Annotated in this window: 16 protein-coding genes and 1 pseudogene; 2 read left to right on the forward strand and 15 right to left on the reverse strand. The window is 67.1% G+C overall.

Annotated features, from left to right (window positions below):
• Window positions 1-45 precede the first annotated feature (45 nt).
• From E0W60_RS01210 to E0W60_RS01270, 13 genes and pseudogenes are all read right to left on the reverse strand, one after another.
• A pseudogene (locus E0W60_RS01210) lies at window positions 46-514 on the reverse strand (Dyp-type peroxidase); the annotation flags it as partial.
• Between the two features lie 68 nt (window positions 515-582).
• Entirely contained in the window at window positions 583-1,620 is a 1,038-nt protein-coding gene (gene fba / locus E0W60_RS01215; protein ID WP_133094601.1) for a class II fructose-bisphosphate aldolase, read from the reverse strand.
• Window positions 1,621-1,656: 36 nt separating this feature from the next.
• Window positions 1,657-2,892 (reverse strand): phosphoglycerate kinase, encoded by a 1,236-nt coding sequence (locus E0W60_RS01220; RefSeq protein ID WP_240745799.1) that lies wholly within the window; start codon window positions 2,890-2,892, stop codon window positions 1,657-1,659.
• Between the two features lie 12 nt (window positions 2,893-2,904).
• Window positions 2,905-3,915: a type I glyceraldehyde-3-phosphate dehydrogenase gene (gene gap, locus E0W60_RS01225; protein WP_135702748.1), complete on the reverse strand. Its 1,011-nt coding sequence runs from the start codon at window positions 3,913-3,915 to the stop codon at window positions 2,905-2,907.
• 59 nt (window positions 3,916-3,974) lie between these two features.
• Window positions 3,975-4,688 carry a phosphoglycolate phosphatase gene (gene gph, locus E0W60_RS01230; protein ID WP_133094599.1) on the reverse strand — a complete coding sequence of 238 codons (714 nt, stop codon included), beginning with the start codon at window positions 4,686-4,688 and terminating at the stop codon, window positions 3,975-3,977.
• Window positions 4,685-6,700, reverse strand: a complete 2,016-nt coding sequence (gene tkt / locus E0W60_RS01235) for a transketolase (RefSeq protein WP_135702749.1) — start codon at window positions 6,698-6,700, stop codon at window positions 4,685-4,687. The genes gph and tkt overlap by 4 nt, the downstream gene beginning before the upstream one ends.
• A gap of 28 nt (window positions 6,701-6,728) precedes the next feature.
• Window positions 6,729-7,607 (reverse strand): phosphoribulokinase, encoded by an 879-nt coding sequence (locus E0W60_RS01240; protein ID WP_135702750.1) that lies wholly within the window; start codon window positions 7,605-7,607, stop codon window positions 6,729-6,731.
• A gap of 11 nt (window positions 7,608-7,618) precedes the next feature.
• Window positions 7,619-8,713: a class 1 fructose-bisphosphatase gene (locus E0W60_RS01245; RefSeq protein WP_133094596.1), complete on the reverse strand. Its 1,095-nt coding sequence runs from the start codon at window positions 8,711-8,713 to the stop codon at window positions 7,619-7,621.
• Window positions 8,714-8,764: 51 nt separating this feature from the next.
• Window positions 8,765-9,469 (reverse strand): ribulose-phosphate 3-epimerase, encoded by a 705-nt coding sequence (gene rpe / locus E0W60_RS01250; RefSeq protein WP_135702751.1) that lies wholly within the window; start codon window positions 9,467-9,469, stop codon window positions 8,765-8,767.
• Window position 9,470: 1 nt separating this feature from the next.
• On the reverse strand, window positions 9,471-10,235 hold the full coding sequence (locus tag E0W60_RS01255) for an HAD family hydrolase (RefSeq protein ID WP_135702752.1): 765 nt from the start codon (window positions 10,233-10,235) through the stop codon (window positions 9,471-9,473).
• Window positions 10,236-10,238: 3 nt separating this feature from the next.
• The gene (gene cbbX / locus E0W60_RS01260) at window positions 10,239-11,162 is read right to left on the reverse strand and encodes a CbbX protein (RefSeq protein WP_135702753.1); all 924 of its coding nucleotides are present in this window, start codon (window positions 11,160-11,162) and stop codon (window positions 10,239-10,241) included.
• 146 nt (window positions 11,163-11,308) lie between these two features.
• A complete protein-coding gene (locus E0W60_RS01265; RefSeq protein WP_135702754.1) occupies window positions 11,309-11,728 on the reverse strand; it encodes a ribulose bisphosphate carboxylase small subunit in 420 nt (139 codons plus the stop codon).
• A gap of 39 nt (window positions 11,729-11,767) precedes the next feature.
• Window positions 11,768-13,228, reverse strand: coding sequence for a form I ribulose bisphosphate carboxylase large subunit (locus tag E0W60_RS01270; RefSeq protein ID WP_133094591.1), 1,461 nt, complete (start codon window positions 13,226-13,228; stop codon window positions 11,768-11,770).
• A gap of 181 nt (window positions 13,229-13,409) precedes the next feature.
• Between E0W60_RS01270 and E0W60_RS01275 the strand changes: the two genes are divergently transcribed.
• A complete protein-coding gene (locus tag E0W60_RS01275) occupies window positions 13,410-14,363 on the forward strand; it encodes a LysR family transcriptional regulator (RefSeq protein WP_133094590.1) in 954 nt (317 codons plus the stop codon).
• Window positions 14,364-14,468: 105 nt separating this feature from the next.
• Here the strand turns inward: E0W60_RS01275 and E0W60_RS01280 are convergent, their stop codons facing one another.
• Complete coding sequence (locus E0W60_RS01280; protein WP_195427216.1) at window positions 14,469-14,876, reverse strand: hypothetical protein; 408 nt, start codon at window positions 14,874-14,876, stop codon at window positions 14,469-14,471.
• Between the two features lie 463 nt (window positions 14,877-15,339).
• On the opposite strand from E0W60_RS01280, the gene phaZ reads away from it, so the two are divergent.
• Window positions 15,340-16,590: a polyhydroxyalkanoate depolymerase gene (phaZ, locus tag E0W60_RS01285; RefSeq protein WP_135702755.1), complete on the forward strand. Its 1,251-nt coding sequence runs from the start codon at window positions 15,340-15,342 to the stop codon at window positions 16,588-16,590.
• An 11-nt stretch (window positions 16,591-16,601) separates the two neighbouring features.
• Here the strand turns inward: phaZ and E0W60_RS01290 are convergent, their stop codons facing one another.
• Complete coding sequence (locus E0W60_RS01290; RefSeq protein WP_135702756.1) at window positions 16,602-17,942, reverse strand: TolC family outer membrane protein; 1,341 nt, start codon at window positions 17,940-17,942, stop codon at window positions 16,602-16,604.
• Between the last annotated feature and the right edge of the window lie 123 nt (window positions 17,943-18,065).

The following is an 18,065-nucleotide window of genomic DNA, read 5'->3' on the forward strand; positions in this document are numbered from 1 at the left end:
CACGCGGAACTACCGAGCCTCACCGGTATCGGCGCCTCCCGGGCGGCGTTCGGCAAGCGCCTCCAGCAGCGAGGCAGGCGGCACGAAGAACAGGTTGCCGCTGACCGCCTCGCTGAAGTCCAGCAGCCGGTCATAGTTGCCGGGCGGGCGCCCCACGAACATGTTCTCGAGCATCTGCTCGACCGGCGCGGGAGAGCGGGCGTAGCCGATAAAGAAGGTACCGAACTCGCCCTTGCCCGGTTGCCCGAACGGCATGTTGTCACATGGCCATGGCGCGGCGCGCGCCGCTGCCGAATTCGCGGAACGGATGCAGCGAGGCCGGCCGTGGCTGTCCGAACAGCGTGTCCCAGGCCCCGGATCCGAAGCCGCAGACACAGGAAAGGTTGCCGCCCTGGACCCGCTTGCCTACGGCACGGACCAGCGCGGCCACATCCGCGCACCACGCCCGCACGGTTTCGGCGTGCGCGGCGCCGGGTGAAAGGGTCGCGACGATGAAAATCGCGCTACGGGTGATGGGGCTGCTGACGGCTTGCGGCTCTGCAGCCGGATCGCCGTGGCGGGGTGGTGGTACTGCGAGCGCCGCTAGCGGTAGAGCCCCGCCATCCTTTCCATCCCCACCGGCTTGATCCGCGACGCCTGCCCGGCGCAGCCGAAGGCCTCGAAACGCAGCTTCACCACGCCCTTGGCCCCTTTCTTGGCCGCCAGCAGGGCCTTGCGCGGATCAAACTCGCTGCGGTCCTCGGACAGCGACTTGCGGATCGCCCCGGTCATGGCCAGGCGGATATCGGTGTCGATATTCACCTTGCGCACGCCCATCCTGATGCCACGCAGGATTTCCTCGACCGGCACGCCGTAGGTCTCCTTGATCTCGCCGCCGTACTGGCGGATGATCTCCAGCCATTCCTGCGGCACCGAGCTGGAGCCGTGCATCACCAGGTGGGTATCGGGGATCTGCTCGTGGATCTCGCGGATGCGGTCCATCGCCAGGATGTCGCCGGTGGGCTTGCGCGAGAACTTGTAGGCGCCGTGGCTGGTGCCGATGGCGATGGCCAGCGCATCCACGCCGGTGCGTGCGACAAAGTCGCGCGCCTGCGCCGGGTCGGTCAGCATCATGTCGTGCGACAGCGTGCCTGCCGCGCCCACGCCGTCCTCTTCGCCGGCCTGCCCGGTTTCGAGCGAGCCCAGGCAGCCGAGTTCGCCTTCCACCGACACGCCGACCGCATGCGCCATCTCGCACACGCGCCGCGTGACCTCGACGTTGTAGTCGTAGTCCGACGGCGTCTTCATGTCTTCGCGCAGCGAGCCGTCCATCATCACGCTGGTGAAGCCGGAGCGGATCGAGGCCTGGCACACGGCCGGGCTGGAGCCGTGGTCCTGGTGCAGCACGATGGGGATGTCCGGATGGGTTTCGGCAGCGGCCAGCACCATATGCCGCAGGTAGGCCTCGCCGGCATACTTGCGCGCGCCGGCCGAGGCCTGCAGGATGACCGGGCTGTCGGTCTCCTCGGCCGCTTCCATGATGGCGTGAATCTGTTCCAGGTTGTTGACGTTGAATGCCGGCACGCCGTAGCCGTACTCTCCCGCGTGGTCCAGCAGCTGTCGCAAGGAAATGAGTGCCATGGTGAAGCTCCTTTAGTCGATGCTTGGTAATACGGGTCAGCCGGCGGCGCGCTGCTCCAGCACGTCCAGTGCGGGCAGCTTCCTGCCTTCCAGGAATTCCAGGAACGCGCCGCCGCCGGTGGAGATGTAGCCGACACGGTCGGCAATGCCGTACTTGGCGATGGCGGCCAGCGTGTCGCCGCCGCCGGCGATCGAGAAGGCCTTGGATTCGGCGATGGCCTGCGCCAGCACCTTGGTGCCGTTGCCGAACTGGTCGAATTCGAACACGCCCACCGGGCCGTTCCAGACGATGGTACCGGCGGCCTTCAACTGCTCGGCCAGCAACGCGGCGGTTTGGGGGCCGATGTCCAGGATCATGTCGTCGTCGGCCACATCCTTCACATCCTTGACGATGGCCGCGGCGGTCGCGCTGAATTCCTTGGCGCAGACCACGTCGACGGGAATGGGCACCGAGGCGCCGCGCCTGGCCATGATGTCGATGATGGCCCTGGCATCGCCGACCAGCTCGGCTTCCGCCAGTGACTTGCCGATCTTCAGGCCGGCGGCCAGCATGAAGCTGTTGGCGATGCCGCCGCCGACGACCAGGTTGTCGACCTTGTCGGCCAGCGACTTCAGGATGGTCAGCTTGGTCGAAACCTTGGAGCCGGCCACGATCGCCACCAGCGGACGCGCCGGCTGGCCCAGCGCCTTGCCCAGCGCGTCGATCTCGGCGGCCAGCAGCGGGCCGGCGCAGGCGACCGGCGCATACCTGGCGATGCCATGGGTAGTGGCTTCGGCGCGATGCGCGGTGCCGAAGGCATCGTTGACGTAGATGTCGCACAGCGCGGCCATCTTCTGGGCCAGCTCGTCGCTGTTCTTCTTCTCGCCCTTGTTCACGCGGCAGTTTTCCAGCAGCACCACCTGTCCGGGCGGCACCTGGAAGCAGCCCGCGGTCCAGCCGGACAGCAGCGGCACCTGCCGGCCCAGCAGCTCCGACAGGCGGCGGCCCACCGGCGCCAGGCTGTGGCGCGGGTCCGGCTTGCCTTCCTCGGGACGGCCCAGGTGCGAGGTGACCATCACCGCGGCCCCCGCCTGCAGGCAGGCCTCGATCGCGGGCAAGGAAGCACGGATGCGGGTATCGTCGGTGATCTGTCCCGCATCGTCCTGCGGGACGTTGAGATCGGCGCGGATAAAGACCCGCTTGCCGGCCAGCCCGCCGGCGGCGAGCAATGCGGCCAGCGTGTGCGGCGCCGCGGGTTTCGGTTGCGTGTCCGTAGCATGGAAAATGCTCATCGTAGCCACCCTTCAGCGTGCGTTGGCCAGCGCCACCGCGGTATCCAGCATGCGGTTGGAGAAGCCCCATTCGTTGTCATACCAGGCCGAGACCTTGACCAGCGTGCCGTTGACCTTGGTCAGCGTGGCGTCGAAGGTGGACGAGGCCGGGCTGTGGTTGAAGTCCACCGAGACCAGCGGCGCGGTGTTGTAGTCCAGGATGCCCTTGAGCTCGGCCTCGGCGGCGCTCTTCAGGATGCCGTTGACCTCGTCCACGGTGGTCGGCCGCGTCGCCACGAAGGACAGGTCGACCAGCGACACATTGATGGTCGGGACACGCACGGCAAAGCCGTCCAGGCGGCCATCCAGCTCGGGCAGCACCAGTCCCACGGCGGCGGCGGCGCCGGTCTTGGTCGGGATCATCGACATGGTGGCCGAGCGCGCGCGGCGCAGGTCGTCGTGGTAGACGTCGGTCAGCACCTGGTCGTTGGTGTACGAGTGCACCGTGGTCATCAGCCCCTTCACCACGCCCAGCTTCTCGTGCAGCGGCTTGACCAGCGGCGCCAGGCAGTTGGTGGTGCACGAGGCGTTGGAGATGACCGTGTCGGTCGCCTTCAGCACGCCGTGGTTCACGCCATAGACGATGGTGGCGTCCACGTCCTTGCCGCCCGGGGCGGAGATGATCACCTTCTTCGCGCCGGCCTTCAGGTGGGCCGATGCCTTCTCCTTGCTGGTGAACAGCCCGGTGCACTCCATCACCACGTCCACGCCCAGCCCGGCCCACGGCAGCTCGGCCGGATTGCGCTGCGCCACCACGCGGATGCGGTCGCCGTTGACGCGGAAGGCATCGCCGTCAACCGAGACCTCGCCCGGGAAACGGCCGTGGACGGTGTCGTACTGCGTCAGGTGGGCATTGGTGGCGGCGTTGCCGAGGTCGTTGATGGCAACGATCTCGATATCGTGGCGCTTGCCGCCTTCATAGTGGGCGCGCAGTACATTGCGCCCGATGCGCCCGTAGCCGTTGATGGCAACCTTGATGGTCATGATGTCTCCTGATGTCTCCGTTTACTTGTCTTGGTATCCTTGCCGGCCCGCGCCGGATATCAGGCGGCGGGTGCGAGCCACGCCGGCGTCAGCAGCACCGGCAGTGCCTCGATCGAGTCGATCAGCGCATCCGCGCCCAGTGCCGCGGGCCCGTCGGGGCCGGCGTAGCCGTAGCGCACCAGGCAGACCGGCATGCCGGCCGCGCGCGCAGCGGCCACGTCCACTGGCGAATCCCCTACCAGCACGCCTTGCGCCGCATCGACGTCGAGCAGCCGGCAGGCATGGCGCAGCGGTGCGGGGTGCGGCTTCATCTGCGCGATCGAATCGCCGGCCACCAGCACGTCGAGGTACGCCGCCAGGCCGGTCATGGCCAGCAGCGGCGCCGCCAGCGCGCGCGGCTTGTTGGTGACGCAGGCCATGCGGTAGCCCTCGCGCCTGAGCGCGGCCAGGCCCGCTTCCACGCCCGGGAATACCGAACCCAGGCGGCCGTTGGTGTCGTCATAGTGGCGATGGAACAGCGCCTCGGCAGCGGCGGCCTCCACCCGCGGCGCCAGCTGCGCGGTCTCCAGCACGCGCCGCACCAGGTTGGGTACGCCGCGGCCGATGAAGCCGGCCACCGTATCGAAGGGCAGCGGCGCGCTGTCGAGATCGGCGAGCATGCGGTTGGCGGCCTCGACGATGTCCGGGGCGCTGTCGACCAGCGTGCCGTCCAGGTCGACCAGCACTGCGGTGCAAGGCAGGGATGCGCTAGATGCGGTAGATGCGGCAGTCATGGCTTGTCCTCCAGCAAGGCGCGCGCGGCAGCCGCGACGTGTGCCGGGGTCAGGCCGAAGTGCTGGTACAGCGCCTCGGCGGGCGCGGACTCGCCGAACGTGTCGATGCCCAGCGCCACGCCGCCCTCGCCCACCACGCCGCGCCAGTACCAGGTGGCGCCCGCCTCCACGCTGACGCGCGGCACGCCCGGCGGCAGCACCGTGTCGCGGTAGGCCGCGTCCTGCGCGTAGAACAGCTCCACGCACGGCATCGACACCACGCGCGCGGCGATGCCGGCGTCGGCCAGTTCCTGCGCGGCGCGCACCGCGATCTCCACTTCGGAGCCGGTGGCGACCAGCACCACCCGCGGCGCCGCGGCATCGCGCAAGGCGTAGCCACCGCGCGCGATGTCCGCACGCCGGGCGGCATCGCGCTCGAACGGCGTCAACGCCTGCCGCGACAGCACCAGGCAGGTCGGGCCGTGCTCGCGCTGCAGCGCGGCCTGCCACGCGTAGGCGGTTTCGGCGCCGTCGCACGGGCGCCAGACCCGGTTGTTGGGGATCAGCCGCAGGCTCGCGGCATGCTCCACCGGCTGGTGCGTGGGGCCGTCCTCGCCCAGGCCGATCGAATCATGCGTCAGCACGTGGATCACGCGTAGCCGCATCAGCGCGGCCATGCGGATGGCATTGCGCGAGTAGTCCGAGAAGGTCATGAAGGTGCCGCCGTAGGGGATCAGCCCGCCATGCAGCGCCACGCCGTTCATCACCGCCGCCATGCCGAACTCGCGGACGCCGTAGCTGACGTAGTTGCCGTGCCCTTCGTGGTTGACCCAGACCGAAGCCTTCACATTGGTCAGGTTGGAGCCGGTGAGGTCGGCCGAGCCGCCCAGCAGTTCCGGCAAGGCCGGCGCCAGCGCCTCCAGGCAGAACTGCGAGGCCTTGCGCGTGGCGATCCTGCCCTGCAGTGCCGAGGGCGCGTCCAGCAGCGCCATCAGTGCCGCATCGAAGCCTTCCGGTAGCTGGCCTTTGATGCGGCGCAGGAATTCCCCGGCCAGTTCGGGATGCGCGGCGCTATAGGCGGCGAAGCGCGCCTCCCATTCAGCCTCCCTCGCCGCGCCCTGGACGCTTGCGTCCCAGGCGTCGGCCACGTCCGCCGGTACGGTGAAGGGCTCGGCCTCCCAGCCCAGCGCCTCGCGCATGGCTGCGATCTCCGCCGCGCCCAGCGGTGCGCCATGCACATCGTGCCCGCCCGCCTTGGCCGGGGCGCCCTGGCCGATCACGGTGCGGCAACAGATCAGCGTGGGCCGGTCGCGCTCCGCCCTGGCCGCGTGCAGCGCCGCGTCGACGGCGTGCGCATCATGCCCGTCCACGCCGGCGATCACGTGCCACCCGTACGCGGCAAAGCGCTTCGGCGTGTCATCGGCAAACCAGCCGGCGACGTCGCCGTCGATGGAGATGCCGTTGTCGTCGTACAGGCAGACCAGCTTGCCCAGCCCGAGCGTGCCCGCCAGCGAGCAGGCCTCGTGGCTGAGGCCCTCCATCAGGCAGCCATCGCCGAGGAAGACATAGGTGTGATGGTCGACGATGTCGAAGCCGGGGCGGTTGAAGGTGGCGGCCAGCAGCTTCTCCGCCAGCGCCATGCCGACGGCATTGGCCAGGCCCTGGCCCAGCGGCCCGGTGGTGGTCTCCACGCCCGGCGTCACGTCGACTTCCGGATGCCCCGGCGTGGCCGCGTGCAGCTGGCGGAACTGGCGCAGCTGCGACATGGGCAGGTCGTACCCGGTCAGGTGCAGCAGCGCGTACTGCAGCATGGAAGCATGGCCGTTGGACAGCACGAAGCGGTCGCGGTCCGGCCAGGCCGGGTTGGCAGGGTTGTGGCGCAGGTGGCGCCGCCACAGCGCCTCGGCCATCTCGGCCATGCCCATGGGCGCGCCGGGGTGGCCCGACCTGGCCTGTTCCACCGCGTCGGCGGCCAGGAAGCGCAGCGCGTTGGCGCAGCGGGCCGCGGAGTCGATGCGTTCGGGTGCGTTCATGTTTCTTGTCCTCGCAGCTCAGCGGTTGTTACAGGGCGGCGCGCTTGCGGCGCTCCATCATGCGCAGCACGAAAGGCGTGAAGATCAGCTGCATGGCCAGTTCCATCTTCCCGCCCGGCACCACGATGGTGTTGGCGCGCGACATGAACGAGTCGTGGATCATGCTCAGCAGGTACTGGAAGTCGATGCCTTTCGGGTTGGCGAAGCGGATCACCACCATGCTTTCATCCGGCGCCGGGATCTCGCGCGAGATAAAGGGGTTGGAGGTATCCACGCACGGCACGCGCTGGAAGTTCACATGGGTGCGCGAAAACTGCGGGCAGATGTAGTTCACGTAGTCCGGCATGCGGCGCAGGATGGTGTCGGTCACCGCCTCGGTGGAGTAGCCGCGCTGCTTCTTGTCGCGCCAGAGTTTCTGGATCCATTCCAGGTTGATGACCGGCACCACGCCGATCAGCAGGTTGGGATATTGGGCGACATTGATTTCGTCGGTGACCACGCCGCCGTGCAGGCCCTCGTAGAACAGCAGGTCGGTGTCGGCGGGCAACGGCTCCCACTCGGTGAAGGTGCCCGGCTCCTGCCCGAAAGGGGCGGCCTCCTCCGCGCTGTGCAGGTAGTGCCGGTGCATGCCGGTGCCGGTTTCCGCATAGGAGCGGAACAGGTTTTCCAGGTCGCCGAACAGGTTGTTCTCCGGGCCGAAATGGCTGAAGTTCATGTTGCCGGTGCGCTCGGCCTCGGCCATCTTGACCTTCATCTCGGCACGGTTATAGCGGTGGAAGCTGTCGCCTTCGATCACGACTGACTTCACGCCTTCGCGGCGGAAGATATTCTCGAAGGTACGGGTCACCGACGTGGTGCCGGCGCCGGAGGAGCCGGTGATGGCAATGATGGGATAGCGTTCTGACATGGCCGTGCACCTCAGGCAGACGCGCGAAACAGGCTGCGCTCGTTGAACAGGGGATTGGGAAGGTCGGGATCCGACTGGTTGGCGTGGTAGTCCTCGATCCGCTCCACTTCATTGCGCGAACCGAAGATCACGCCGATGCGCTGGTGCAGCCCGCCCGGCGCCACCGCCATCAGCGGCTGCCGGCCGGTGCTGGCGCGCCCGCCGGCCTGCTCCATCAGGAAGGCGATCGGGTTGGCCTCGTAGAGCAGGCGCAGGCGGCCCGGCTTGGCGGGATCCTTGGTATCGCGGGGGTACATGAAGACACCGCCACGCATCAGGATGCGGTGCGCCTCGGCCACCATCGACGCAATCCAGCGCATATTGAAATCCTTGCCGCGCGGGCCGCTCTTGCCGGCCATGCACTCGGAGATATAGCGCTGCACCGGCGCCTCCCAGAAGCGGCTGTTGGAGGCGTTGATGGCGAATTCCTGGGTCTCGGCGGGCACGCGCAGGCCCGGGTGCGTCAGGAAGAATTCACCCAGGTTCGGATCGAGGGTGAAGCCGTTGACGCCGTTGCCCACGGTCAGCACCAGCATGGTGGTGGGGCCGTAAAGCGCATAGCCGGCAGCCACCTGGGCCGTTCCGGGCTGCAGGAAGTCCTGCTCCGTCACGGCGTCCGCGCCTTCGGGCGCGCGTAGCACCGAGAAGATGCTGCCCACCGAAACGTTGACATCGATGTTCGAGGAACCGTCGAGCGGGTCGAACACCAGCAGGTACTTGCCGCGCGGGTAGCACGCGGGGATCTGGTATGGCGCCTCCATTTCCTCCGAGGCCATGCCGGCCAGGTAGCCGCCCCACTCGTTGACGCGCAGGAAGGCCTCGTTGCTCAGCACATCCAGCTTCTGCTGGATCTCGCCCTGCACGTTAATGGCCGACTCGTTACCTTCCGCACTACCGGCGCGGCCGTGCAGGCCGCCCAGCGCGCCGAAGGCCACCGCGCGCGCGATCTCCTTGCAGGCCATGGCCACGTTAAGGATCAGGCCGTTGAAGCCGCCGCCGGCATCCGGGTAGCGGCGGCGCTCCTCGATCAGGAACTGCGTCAGGGTCATCCTCTGGACTTCGGGCATGACAGGTCTCCTCTTCATTTGCTATGTGTTCTTGTCTGGCGCCGGCGCGGGCTAGGTGAGCGTCGCGGCCTCGCGCAGTCGGCGCAGGATGCCGCGGTAGCCGCCGCCGGCGTCCGGCGCGCCAAACACGGCGCTGCCTGCAACGAAGGTGTCGGCGCCCGCGCGGGCGATCTCCGCAATGTTGTCGGCCTTGACGCCGCCATCGATTTCCAGCCAGACCGCTCGCCCGCCGGCCTCCACCTGCCGGTCGATGCGCGCGCGCACCTGGCGCAGCTTGTCCAGCACGCCGGGGATGAACGCCTGGCCGCCGAAGCCGGGATTCACGCTCATCAGCAGCACCAGGTCGAGCTGGCCGAGCGTGTGGTCGAGCCAGCCCAGCGGCGTGGCCGGGTTCAGCACCAGGCCGGCCTTGCAGCCGTGCTCGCGGATCAGCGCGATGGTGCGATCCACATGGCGGCTTGCCTCGGGATGGAAGCTGATGATGCTTGCGCCCGCCTTGGCGAACATGGGGATCAGCGCGTCGACCGGCTCCACCATCAGGTGCACATCGATAGGGATGGACACATGCGGCCGGATCGCCTCGCACACCAGCGGCCCGATGGTCAGGTTCGGCACGTAGTGGTTGTCCATCACGTCGAAGTGCACCAGGTCCGCGCCCGCTGCCTCGATCGCGCGCACCTCTTCGCCCAGCCGCGCAAAATCCGCCGACAGGATGGACGGCGCGAGGCGGACGGCATGTTGGTCGTTGGCATGCATGTCAGGCTGCCTCGAACAGGGTGCCGCGATGCCAGTTGCGCAGTGCGCCCAGGTCAGCCCAGCGCTGCGCCGCGCCGGGCAGCTGCTGCGGCAGCGGCTGCCCCGGATCGCCCAGGTGCGGCAGCACCAGCAGCGCGCCGTCGAAGCGTTCGTGCGCGGTGTAGGCGCTGGGCGTGACCAGGGTGGCAATGCCGGCCGCCTGCGCGGCGCGCAGCCCGTTCTCCGAATCCTCGATCGCCAGGCAATCCCCGGCTTCCAGGCCGAGGCGTTCCAGCACGGCCAGGTACACATCCGGGGCCGGCTTCTTGATGGCGGTGGTGCCGGCGTCGCCGATGGCGGCGAAGCGCTCGCGCCAGCGCTGGCCCAGCGGCACCTGCAGCAGCGCATCGAGATTGGCCGGCGTGGTGGTGGTGGCGATGGCGATGGGCACGCCGGCACTGCCGGCCTCGTCGATCAGCCGGGCAATGCCCGGGCGCAGCGGCAGCTGGCCGCTGCCGACGCGCTCGGCGTAGTGGCGTGTCTTGATGGCATGCACGGCGTCGATAGTCTCCCTGACCTTGCAGCCGCGGGCCTCTTCCGGATCGACCATCCCCCAGTAGTGCAGCAGCCGCTCCTTGCCGCCGGCCACCTTGAGCAGGCGCGTGTAGAGCGCCTCATCCCAGCACCAGTCGAGGCCGACCTCGGCAAAGGCGGCGTTGAAGGCCTGCAGGTGGGCGGTCTCGGTATCGGCAAGCGTGCCGTCGACATCGAAGATCAGGGCTTTCATGGCTTACTCCGCGGCCGAAGGCTGCGAGAACACGCGGCTGGCGCGCAGGTCCCCGGCCGTGATGGTGGTCAGGGCACGGTCATCGACCACCGTGCCGGGATCGTCGAGCAGCCGCGACGCATGGCGCAGGCGCGCGCGGTCCAGCGCGTTGCGCACGCTGCGGGCATTGGCGAAATGCGGCTGCGCCATGCGCCGGGCCAGGTAATCGGCAAATACGGCGCGGCTCTCGTCGTCGAAGTGGTATTGCATCTCCGCCAGCATCAGGTCGGCGATCCGGCGCAGTTCCTCGAGCTGGTAGTCGGGGAAGTCGATATGGTGGGCAACGCGCGACGACATGCCCGGGTTCGATTCGAAGAACCGGTCCATGCGGTCCTTGTAGCCGGCCAGGATCACCACCAGGTCTTCGCGGTTGTTCTCCATCACCTGCAGCAGGATCTCGATGGCCTCCTGGCCATAGTCGCGCTCGTTCTCCGGGCGGTAGAGGTAATAAGCCTCGTCGATGAAGAGCACGCCGCCCATGGCCTTCTTCAGGATCTCCTTGGTCTTGGGCGCGGTATGGCCGATGTACTGGCCGACCAGGTCGTCGCGGGTCACGGCCACCAGGTGGCCGCGGCGCACGTAGCCGAGCTGGTGCAGGATCTGCGCCATGCGCAGGGCCACCGTGGTCTTGCCCGTGCCGGGATTGCCGGTGAAGCACATATGCAGGCTGGGCGCCCCCGCGCTGAAGCCGCGCGCGGCGCGCAGCTTGTCCACCAGCAGCAAGGCGGCAATGTCGCGGATGCGCGCTTTCACCGGCTTCAGCCCGATCAGCTCGCGGTCGAGCTGGGCCAGCAGCTCGGTGATGCCGGAGCTGGCCAGCGACTCGGCCAGCGAACCAGGCAAGGCAGCGGGGTGCTGCAGTGGTGCGGTCGTTTCAGGTGCGGACATGGCAGGCTCCGTAGGTTTCATCGAATCCGGGGCGCAGCTTCCCCCCGCGCGCTGCCTGACCGCGGCGCGCCCGTGGGACTGCACAGTGAGGGAATCGCCGGCGGGCAGTGCGTGGCTGCGCTACGCGCCGGTGCGGCCGCTGCCGTTCAGTAGCGGCAGCCTTCGGGCCGCGCCTGCACGGCGTAGCTCTCGATCGAGTAGCGCAGCGTGCGGCCGGGCTCTTCCTGCCGCACCAGGCGGAAGCCGGGTTCGTCGGCCGGCCGGTTGACGATGAACGACATCACCACCGACTCCACCGTATGCGTCGAATCGAAGGCCGTGACGCGGATGTAGTGGTTCGGGAAGGTGTTCCGCGCGTTGTTGATTTCCATCAGGATGCCGGCGGCATCGCGCAGGTCGAACATCGGCAGCCCGAACATCTCCCAGTACGTATTGCGCGGGTGCGGGTCGTCGGTGTATTCGATGCCGACCGCCCAGCCCTTGTTCAGGCAGTATTCGAGCTGCCTGGTGATCTGCTCGTCGGTGAGGTCGGGCAGGAAGGAGAAAGTGCCTTGAGTGATGCGCATGATGTCCTCTCGTTCTGTGGTGTTCAGGGGCTCGGGGGCTCAGGCCACCGACGCGGTGGGCACGAAGTCCGAGGTATCGGTCGGCGTGTAGTTGAAGGTGATGTCGCCCCAGGTATCGAGCGCCGCCCGCAGCGGTGCGCACCAGCGCGCCGCGTCGCGCAGGATCTCCGGCCCTTCGTTGAGGATGTCGCGTCCTTCGTTGCGCGCCAGCACCATCGCTTCCAGCGCCACGCGGTTGGCCGTGGCACCGGCCTGGATCCCCTGCGGGTGGCCGATCGTGCCGCCGCCGAACTGCAGCACCACGTCGTCGCCGAAGAGGTGGATCAGCTGGTGCATCTGGCCCGCGTGGATGCCGCCCGAGGCCACCGGCATCACCTTGCGCAGCGAGGCCCAGTCCTGGTCGAAGAACAGCCCGCGCGTCAGGTCGGTCTGGGTATAGGCATCGCGGCAGACGTTGTAGTAGCCCTGCACGGTGAGCGGATCGCCTTCCAGCTTGCCCACCGCGGTGCCGGTGTGCATGTGGTCGACGCCGGCCAGGCGCAGCCATTTGGCGATCACGCGGAACGACACGCCATGGTTCTTCTGGCGGGTGTAGGTGCCGTGGCCCGCGCGGTGCAGGTGCAGGACCATATCGTTCTGGCGGCACCAGTTGCTCATCGACTGGATGCAGGTCCAGCCCACGATCAGGTCGACCATGATGATGACCGAGCCCAGCGACTTGGCGAACTCCGCGCGCCGGTACATCTCTTCCATGGTGCCGGCGGTCACGTTCAGGTAGCTGCCCTTGACCTCGCCGGTGGCGGCCGAGGCCTTGTTTACCGCGTCCATCACGAAGAGAAAGCGGTCGCGCCAGTGCATGAAGGGCTGCGAGTTGATGTTCTCGTCGTCCTTCATGAAGTCCAGCCCGCCCTTCAGGCCCTCGTACACCACCCGGCCGTAGTTGCGGCCCGACAGGCCCAGCTTGGGCTTGGTGGTGGCGCCCAGCAGCGGGCGGCCGAACTTGTCCAGGCGCTCACGCTCGACGATGATGCCGGTCGACGGGCCGGCGAAGGTCTTCACGTAGGCCACCGGGAAGCGCATGTCTTCCAGGCGCGCCGCCTTGATCGGCTTGAAGCTGAACACGTTGCCGATGATCGAGGCGGTCAGGTTGGCGATCGAGCCTTCCTCGAACAGCGACAGGTCATAGGCCACGTAGCAGAAGAACTGCTCGGGGTTGTTGGGTACCGGATCGACCCGGTAGGCCTTGGCGCGATACATGTCGCACGCGGTCAGGCGGTCGGTCCACACCACCGTCCAGGTGGCCGTCGACGATTCGCCGGCCACCGCGGCGGCGGCCTCGACCGGATCGACGCCGTCCTGCGGCGTGATGCGGAACAGCGCCAGGACATCGGTGTCCTTGGGCACGTAGTCGCCGTCCCAGTACCCCATTTCCTTGTACTTCATCACGCCGGCGTCATAGCGCTTGCGCGGCTTGCTTTGGATCGTTTCAGGTGCGTTCATGCTGGTCTCCCTTCCGTGGTTTGGCGGCGTGACTGCTCGTTGGAAAGAAAGATATCCGGCCACCAACATAAGGTAAATTCAGATATTCTTAGCCCCTGTATAAGCCATCCTTTAAGTGAGGCGCGGGCCGCACACCCGGGCCTCAGATCAAAGGACAAACCCCAAGCCGCCCCCACTGCCCATGTCCTCCTTCCTGCGCGCCCTCACGCTTCGCCAGCTCCAGATCTTTGTCACGGTGGCCCGCCACGCCAGCTTCGTGCGCGCGGCCGAGGAGCTGCACCTGACGCAGCCGGCCGTCTCGATGCAGGTCAAGCAGCTGGAATCCGTGGTGGGGCTGGCCCTGTTCGAGCGGATCCGGGGCCAGCTCACGCTGACCGAGCCCGGCGACCGGCTGCTGCACCATGCCTCGCGCATCCTTGGCGAGATCAAGGATGCGGAGGAAGGCCTGCAGGCGGTCAAGGATGTCGAGCAGGGCTCGATCACGATCGGGCTGATCAGTACGGCCAAGTACTTCGCGCCCAAGCTGCTGGCGGGGTTTACGGCGCAGCATCCCGGCATCGACCTGCGCATTGCCGAGGGCAACCGCGAAACGCTGCTGCAGCTGCTGCAGGACAATGCCATCGACCTGGCCCTGATGGGCCGTCCGCCACGCGAGCTGGACGCGGTGTCAGAACCGATCGCCGCGCATCCGTACGTGGTGGTGGCCTCGCCGCGGCATCCGCTGCGCGGCGAGAAGCGCTTCGACCTGCAGGAACTGCGTCACGAGACGATCCTGCTGCGCGAGCCCGGATCCGGTACCCGCACCGTGGCGGAGTTCATGTTCCGCGACCACCTGTTCACACCGGCCAAGGTGATCACGCTGGGCAGCAATGAAACCATCAAGCAGGCGGTGATGGCGGGCATGGGGATCAGCCTGCTGTCGCTGCATACGCTGTCACTGGAACTGCGTACGGGAGAAATCGCGTTGCTGGATGTGACGGGTACGCCGATCGAGCGCGTCTGGCATGTGGCGCATATGGCAAGCAAGCGCCTGTCTCCGGCCAGCGAGAGCTGCCGGGGCTATCTGCTTGAGCACACTGCGGAGTTCCTGGGGAAGGAATATGCGGGACTGCTGCCTGGGCGGCGCGTGGCGTGATGAAACAAGGGGACGCCGGGATTTGCAGGTGATCGGCGGAAGCCGACAGGCGCAGGATTCAGTGGATGGGCTGTCGCACCCGCATGAACGGCTGTCGCCAGATAATCAATCCGGTTGTTCGTCGTCCGTCGGTGCTTGAAGCAGGTGCCCGTACGCGTGCTCGGCATTCGCCTCGTCGACCCCGACGCGCGTCACGGTGCAAACCTTGGAGATCATGTATCCCACACCGGCGATCCGGTGCTGGTGGCGGGGCGCGAAGGCGTTCAGGTGCGCGGTGATGCAACGGTCGATGGCCTGGCAAGCCGCAGCGTCATCGAACTCTGGCAGGAATGCAATCGAGATACCGGGTAGCTGGTAGTCGAGCAAGCGCGCCTCTGCCAGACGGGTGTACAGATTGCCGTTGCGGAAGTCCGCCGGGATGTCGTCCCATTCCGGCAGCAGTTTCATGGTGCTGCACTGCACGTCGCCATCGGTAATGCTGTCCACTTCGGCGCGCGAGAGCGAATAAGTCATGCTGGTTACATCCTTCCAAGAACATCGCGACACGAGACATGCCGGCAACGCGCCCAGGCTGGACACGCGTTGATTTCGGTCATGACCTACATGGCATAGCCTAACGGCGCCAGCGGGCCGCCCGCCATGCAAAGGATGCCAACGACTTTGCATTACATGCCACTGTGTCGGATTGGTGCCCCATAGGGCACACCAAAACGCGGCATAACGTGTTTGGCGAGGATGGAGCCCCCTCCGCGTACCCTGCTTACAGTCGAGTCACAGGCCGAACCCGCCTGGACTATGCTGGAGTGGTTCCGGGCTGAGGCATTGCCGGCAGTCCGCTTTATCGGCAGCGGCAGCAGAACGAGCCCATAGCGATTGGAACGGTCCGACTTTGCCTCGCTCGGCATTGCGGGTCGTGCCATGTTCGGTGCTGGTGGCGCGTGATTATCTGGCAGACCTACTTCGACGTGAGATCGGTATGCTCTATCAGATTGTGGAGTATCAGAGGGCAACAATGGCGGCCTTGGCGATACAAGCGAGCCGCGCGTTTATCCACCCCATGAGTCCGTTTTCTTATGTGCCTGGCGCAAGCGACTTTGCCGCTTGCTGGGAAATGCTCAGTCGCGTCGGCTCGCCCTGCGATGAGCCCTCGTTCAGCATTACAGCGATTCAGCTTCGTGGCTGCGTTGTCCCGGTGGAGGAGACTGTCCTTTTAGAAAACCCGTTTTGCCGCCTGCTGCGCTTCACGACTGGCTCCGCCAAACATGAGGCTGGACAACCGTCTTCATCAATACTTCTGTGCGCACCGTTGGCGGGTCACCATGCCGTCATGCTCCGCGAGGTCGTGGAGTCGTTGCTGCACGAACATATCGTCTATGTCACAGATTGGAGCAATGCGCGCAACGTGCCTGTGAGTGATGGCCCCTTCCATCTGGACGACTATGTGCTTTTCATCAAACGCCTTATTCGTCAGATCGAAGCGGAATCGCTCCATGTCCTCGCCATCTGCCAGGCCACTGTGCCGACGTTGGCCGCCGTTGCGCTGCTGGCGAGCGAGGATGAGCCAACACCGCAAACCTTGACTCTGATTGGCGGTCCGATCGATGCGCGTCGCAGCCCGACCGCGATCGGGGATCTCGCCGCTCGTCATTCCCTGCAGTGGTTTCAACGCAATCTGATTCACGCGGTGCCCGAGCCGTACATGGGCGTCGGACGCCAGGTTTGCCCAAGCTTCGTGCAAGTCGCCGGCCTGGCCGCGGCGGAGTCATCTTCATTGACGACCCTGTATCGGGACTTCTGCCTCAGTCTTGCGCGCGGCGACGCCGATCTTGCGCAGAGGCATGGGCAAGCATTGGACGCCTATAACGCCGTGCTCGACATGGCGGCAGAGTTCTACCTGGATACCATCAGCACAGTGTTTCAGGACTTCCGGCTGCCGCGCGGAACATGGCAGGTGCAAGGACATGCGGTGCGACCACAAGACATCCGTACGACCGCATTACTCACCATTGAAGGCGAGTGCGACGAAATCTCTGGCCGGGGACAGACCCATGCGGCTCATGATCTGTGCCAAGGCATTGCCCTGCGCGGCAAGCGGCTCGTTACGGTGCCGCGCTGCGGCCATTATGACCTTTTCTCTGGCCCTTGCTGGCATAGGGAAGTCTTTCCCACGATATGCGATATGACGCGACGCGGCATTGACGCCCGGGCGAGCATGGGAAGCGTTTGACATGGCGCCGGCTAACGTGGGCGGCTGCGTATCCCGGCCTGCATCAGCGCCTCGCCCGGCGGTGCCACCTGCAGCGTCGCCAGCAGCAAGCCCATGCCGGCCAGGATGCGGTACTGGCTGGCCAGCTGGGTGTACTGGCCGGTCACGTACGCCGTGCGCGCGCTGAAGTACTCATTCTCGGCATTGAGCAGGTCGAGCAGGCTGCGTTGCCCGATGCGGAACTGCCTGCCGTAGCTGACGCGGGTGGCGTCGCTAGCCTGCACATATTGCTCCAGGCTTGCCAGCCGGTCCTGCGCGGTGCGATAGGCGTTATACGCCAGCGACACGCTTTCCTGCACCTGACGGCGCAGCCGCTCCAGGTTCTGCTCCGCTTCCTGGATCTGGTAGCCGGCCTCGTTGATCCGTGCCTTGTCGGCATTGCCGCGGAACAGGTTGTAGCGCACCCGCAGCATTACACTGCGCTCATCCGTGGTGCCGAGCACCCGGTCGCGGTCGCGCGCCGCGCCCACCTCCAGGTCCAGCCGCGGCCACATGGCCGAGCGGGCCAGCGAGCGCGCGGCCTCGGCTTCGGCGATATCGGCCTGCCCCGCGCCCAGCGCCGGATGGCTGGCGCCGGCCACCAGCATCGCCTCGCGCTCGGTGGCGGGCAGCACGGCCGCCAGCGATTCCGGCCGGGACAAGCCTTGCGGCGGCGCGCCGACCACGCGCAGGAACGCCGTCACGGCCTCCTGCAGCGCGCCCTGCTCGGCGCGCAGGTTAGCCTGTGCCAGCGCCAGCCGGCTTTCGGCCTGGTAGAGATCGGCGCGGCGCAACACGCCGTTGTCGGCACCGAGCCGGATCTGGTCGTAGATGTGCTGGTGCGCTTCAAGGTTGGCCATCCCGATGGCCACCGTTTCCTGCCGGCGCAGCACCTCCACATAGACGCCCACCGTGCGCAGCGCGATGTCTTCGGCGGTGGCGCCCACCCGGTAGGCCGCGCCTTCGATGCGCGCGCCCTGCCGCTCCACGTCGCTGCTGACGCCAAAGCCGTCAAACAGCATCTGTGTAATCGTCACGCCGGCCAGGTGGCTGGCATAGGAGGAATCAGCCAGTCCCATCGCACGCGTGCTGTGGCTGTCCAGGCGCACGCGGCCGGTGGCGGCATTGACGTCGACCCGCGGCAGGTAACCGGCGCGCGCCTGCTTCAGCCCCTCGTCGGCGGCCAGGCGGCGGCTGCCCGCCGCCAGCACTTCGGGATTGGTGTGCACGGCCTGCTCCACCGCCTGCTGCAGCGCCTGGGCGGCCGCGTGCGGCGGCGCCGCCATGGCTGCCCATAGCAGTACGGATGCCAGCCGGCACCATGCTGTCGTCATGCTTCCCCCAGATCGGGTACACCGCGCTCGCCGTGCCAGTGCGTGCGCAACGCGGTGCCCTGCCCGTTTATTATGGTTTTCTACTGCGCCGGCAGCGGTGCCGCCGGTCCTGCCTTGCCCAGC

The organism is Cupriavidus oxalaticus, assembly GCF_004768545.1.
GTDB lineage: Bacteria > Pseudomonadota > Gammaproteobacteria > Burkholderiales > Burkholderiaceae > Cupriavidus > Cupriavidus oxalaticus_A.

Coding starts and splice junctions, on each gene's coding strand:
- fba (WP_133094601.1), bottom strand. CDS start 1,620: ATGGCACTCATTTCCTTGCGACAGCTGCTGGACCACGCGGGAGAGTAC.
- E0W60_RS01220 (WP_240745799.1), bottom strand. CDS start 2,892: ATGAGCATTTTCCATGCTACGGACACGCAACCGAAACCCGCGGCGCCG.
- gap (WP_135702748.1), bottom strand. CDS start 3,915: ATGACCATCAAGGTTGCCATCAACGGCTACGGGCGCATCGGGCGCAAT.
- gph (WP_133094599.1), bottom strand. CDS start 4,688: ATGACTGCCGCATCTACCGCATCTAGCGCATCCCTGCCTTGCACCGCA.
- tkt (WP_135702749.1), bottom strand. CDS start 6,700: ATGAACGCACCCGAACGCATCGACTCCGCGGCCCGCTGCGCCAACGCG.
- E0W60_RS01240 (WP_135702750.1), bottom strand. CDS start 7,607: ATGTCAGAACGCTATCCCATCATTGCCATCACCGGCTCCTCCGGCGCC.
- E0W60_RS01245 (WP_133094596.1), bottom strand. CDS start 8,713: ATGCCCGAAGTCCAGAGGATGACCCTGACGCAGTTCCTGATCGAGGAG.
- rpe (WP_135702751.1), bottom strand. CDS start 9,469: ATGCATGCCAACGACCAACATGCCGTCCGCCTCGCGCCGTCCATCCTG.
- E0W60_RS01255 (WP_135702752.1), bottom strand. CDS start 10,235: ATGAAAGCCCTGATCTTCGATGTCGACGGCACGCTTGCCGATACCGAG.
- cbbX (WP_135702753.1), bottom strand. CDS start 11,162: ATGTCCGCACCTGAAACGACCGCACCACTGCAGCACCCCGCTGCCTTG.
- E0W60_RS01265 (WP_135702754.1), bottom strand. CDS start 11,728: ATGCGCATCACTCAAGGCACTTTCTCCTTCCTGCCCGACCTCACCGAC.
- E0W60_RS01270 (WP_133094591.1), bottom strand. CDS start 13,228: ATGAACGCACCTGAAACGATCCAAAGCAAGCCGCGCAAGCGCTATGAC.
- E0W60_RS01275 (WP_133094590.1), top strand. CDS start 13,410: ATGTCCTCCTTCCTGCGCGCCCTCACGCTTCGCCAGCTCCAGATCTTT.
- E0W60_RS01280 (WP_195427216.1), bottom strand. CDS start 14,876: ATGACTTATTCGCTCTCGCGCGCCGAAGTGGACAGCATTACCGATGGC.
- phaZ (WP_135702755.1), top strand. CDS start 15,340: ATGCTCTATCAGATTGTGGAGTATCAGAGGGCAACAATGGCGGCCTTG.
- E0W60_RS01290 (WP_135702756.1), bottom strand. CDS start 17,942: ATGACGACAGCATGGTGCCGGCTGGCATCCGTACTGCTATGGGCAGCC.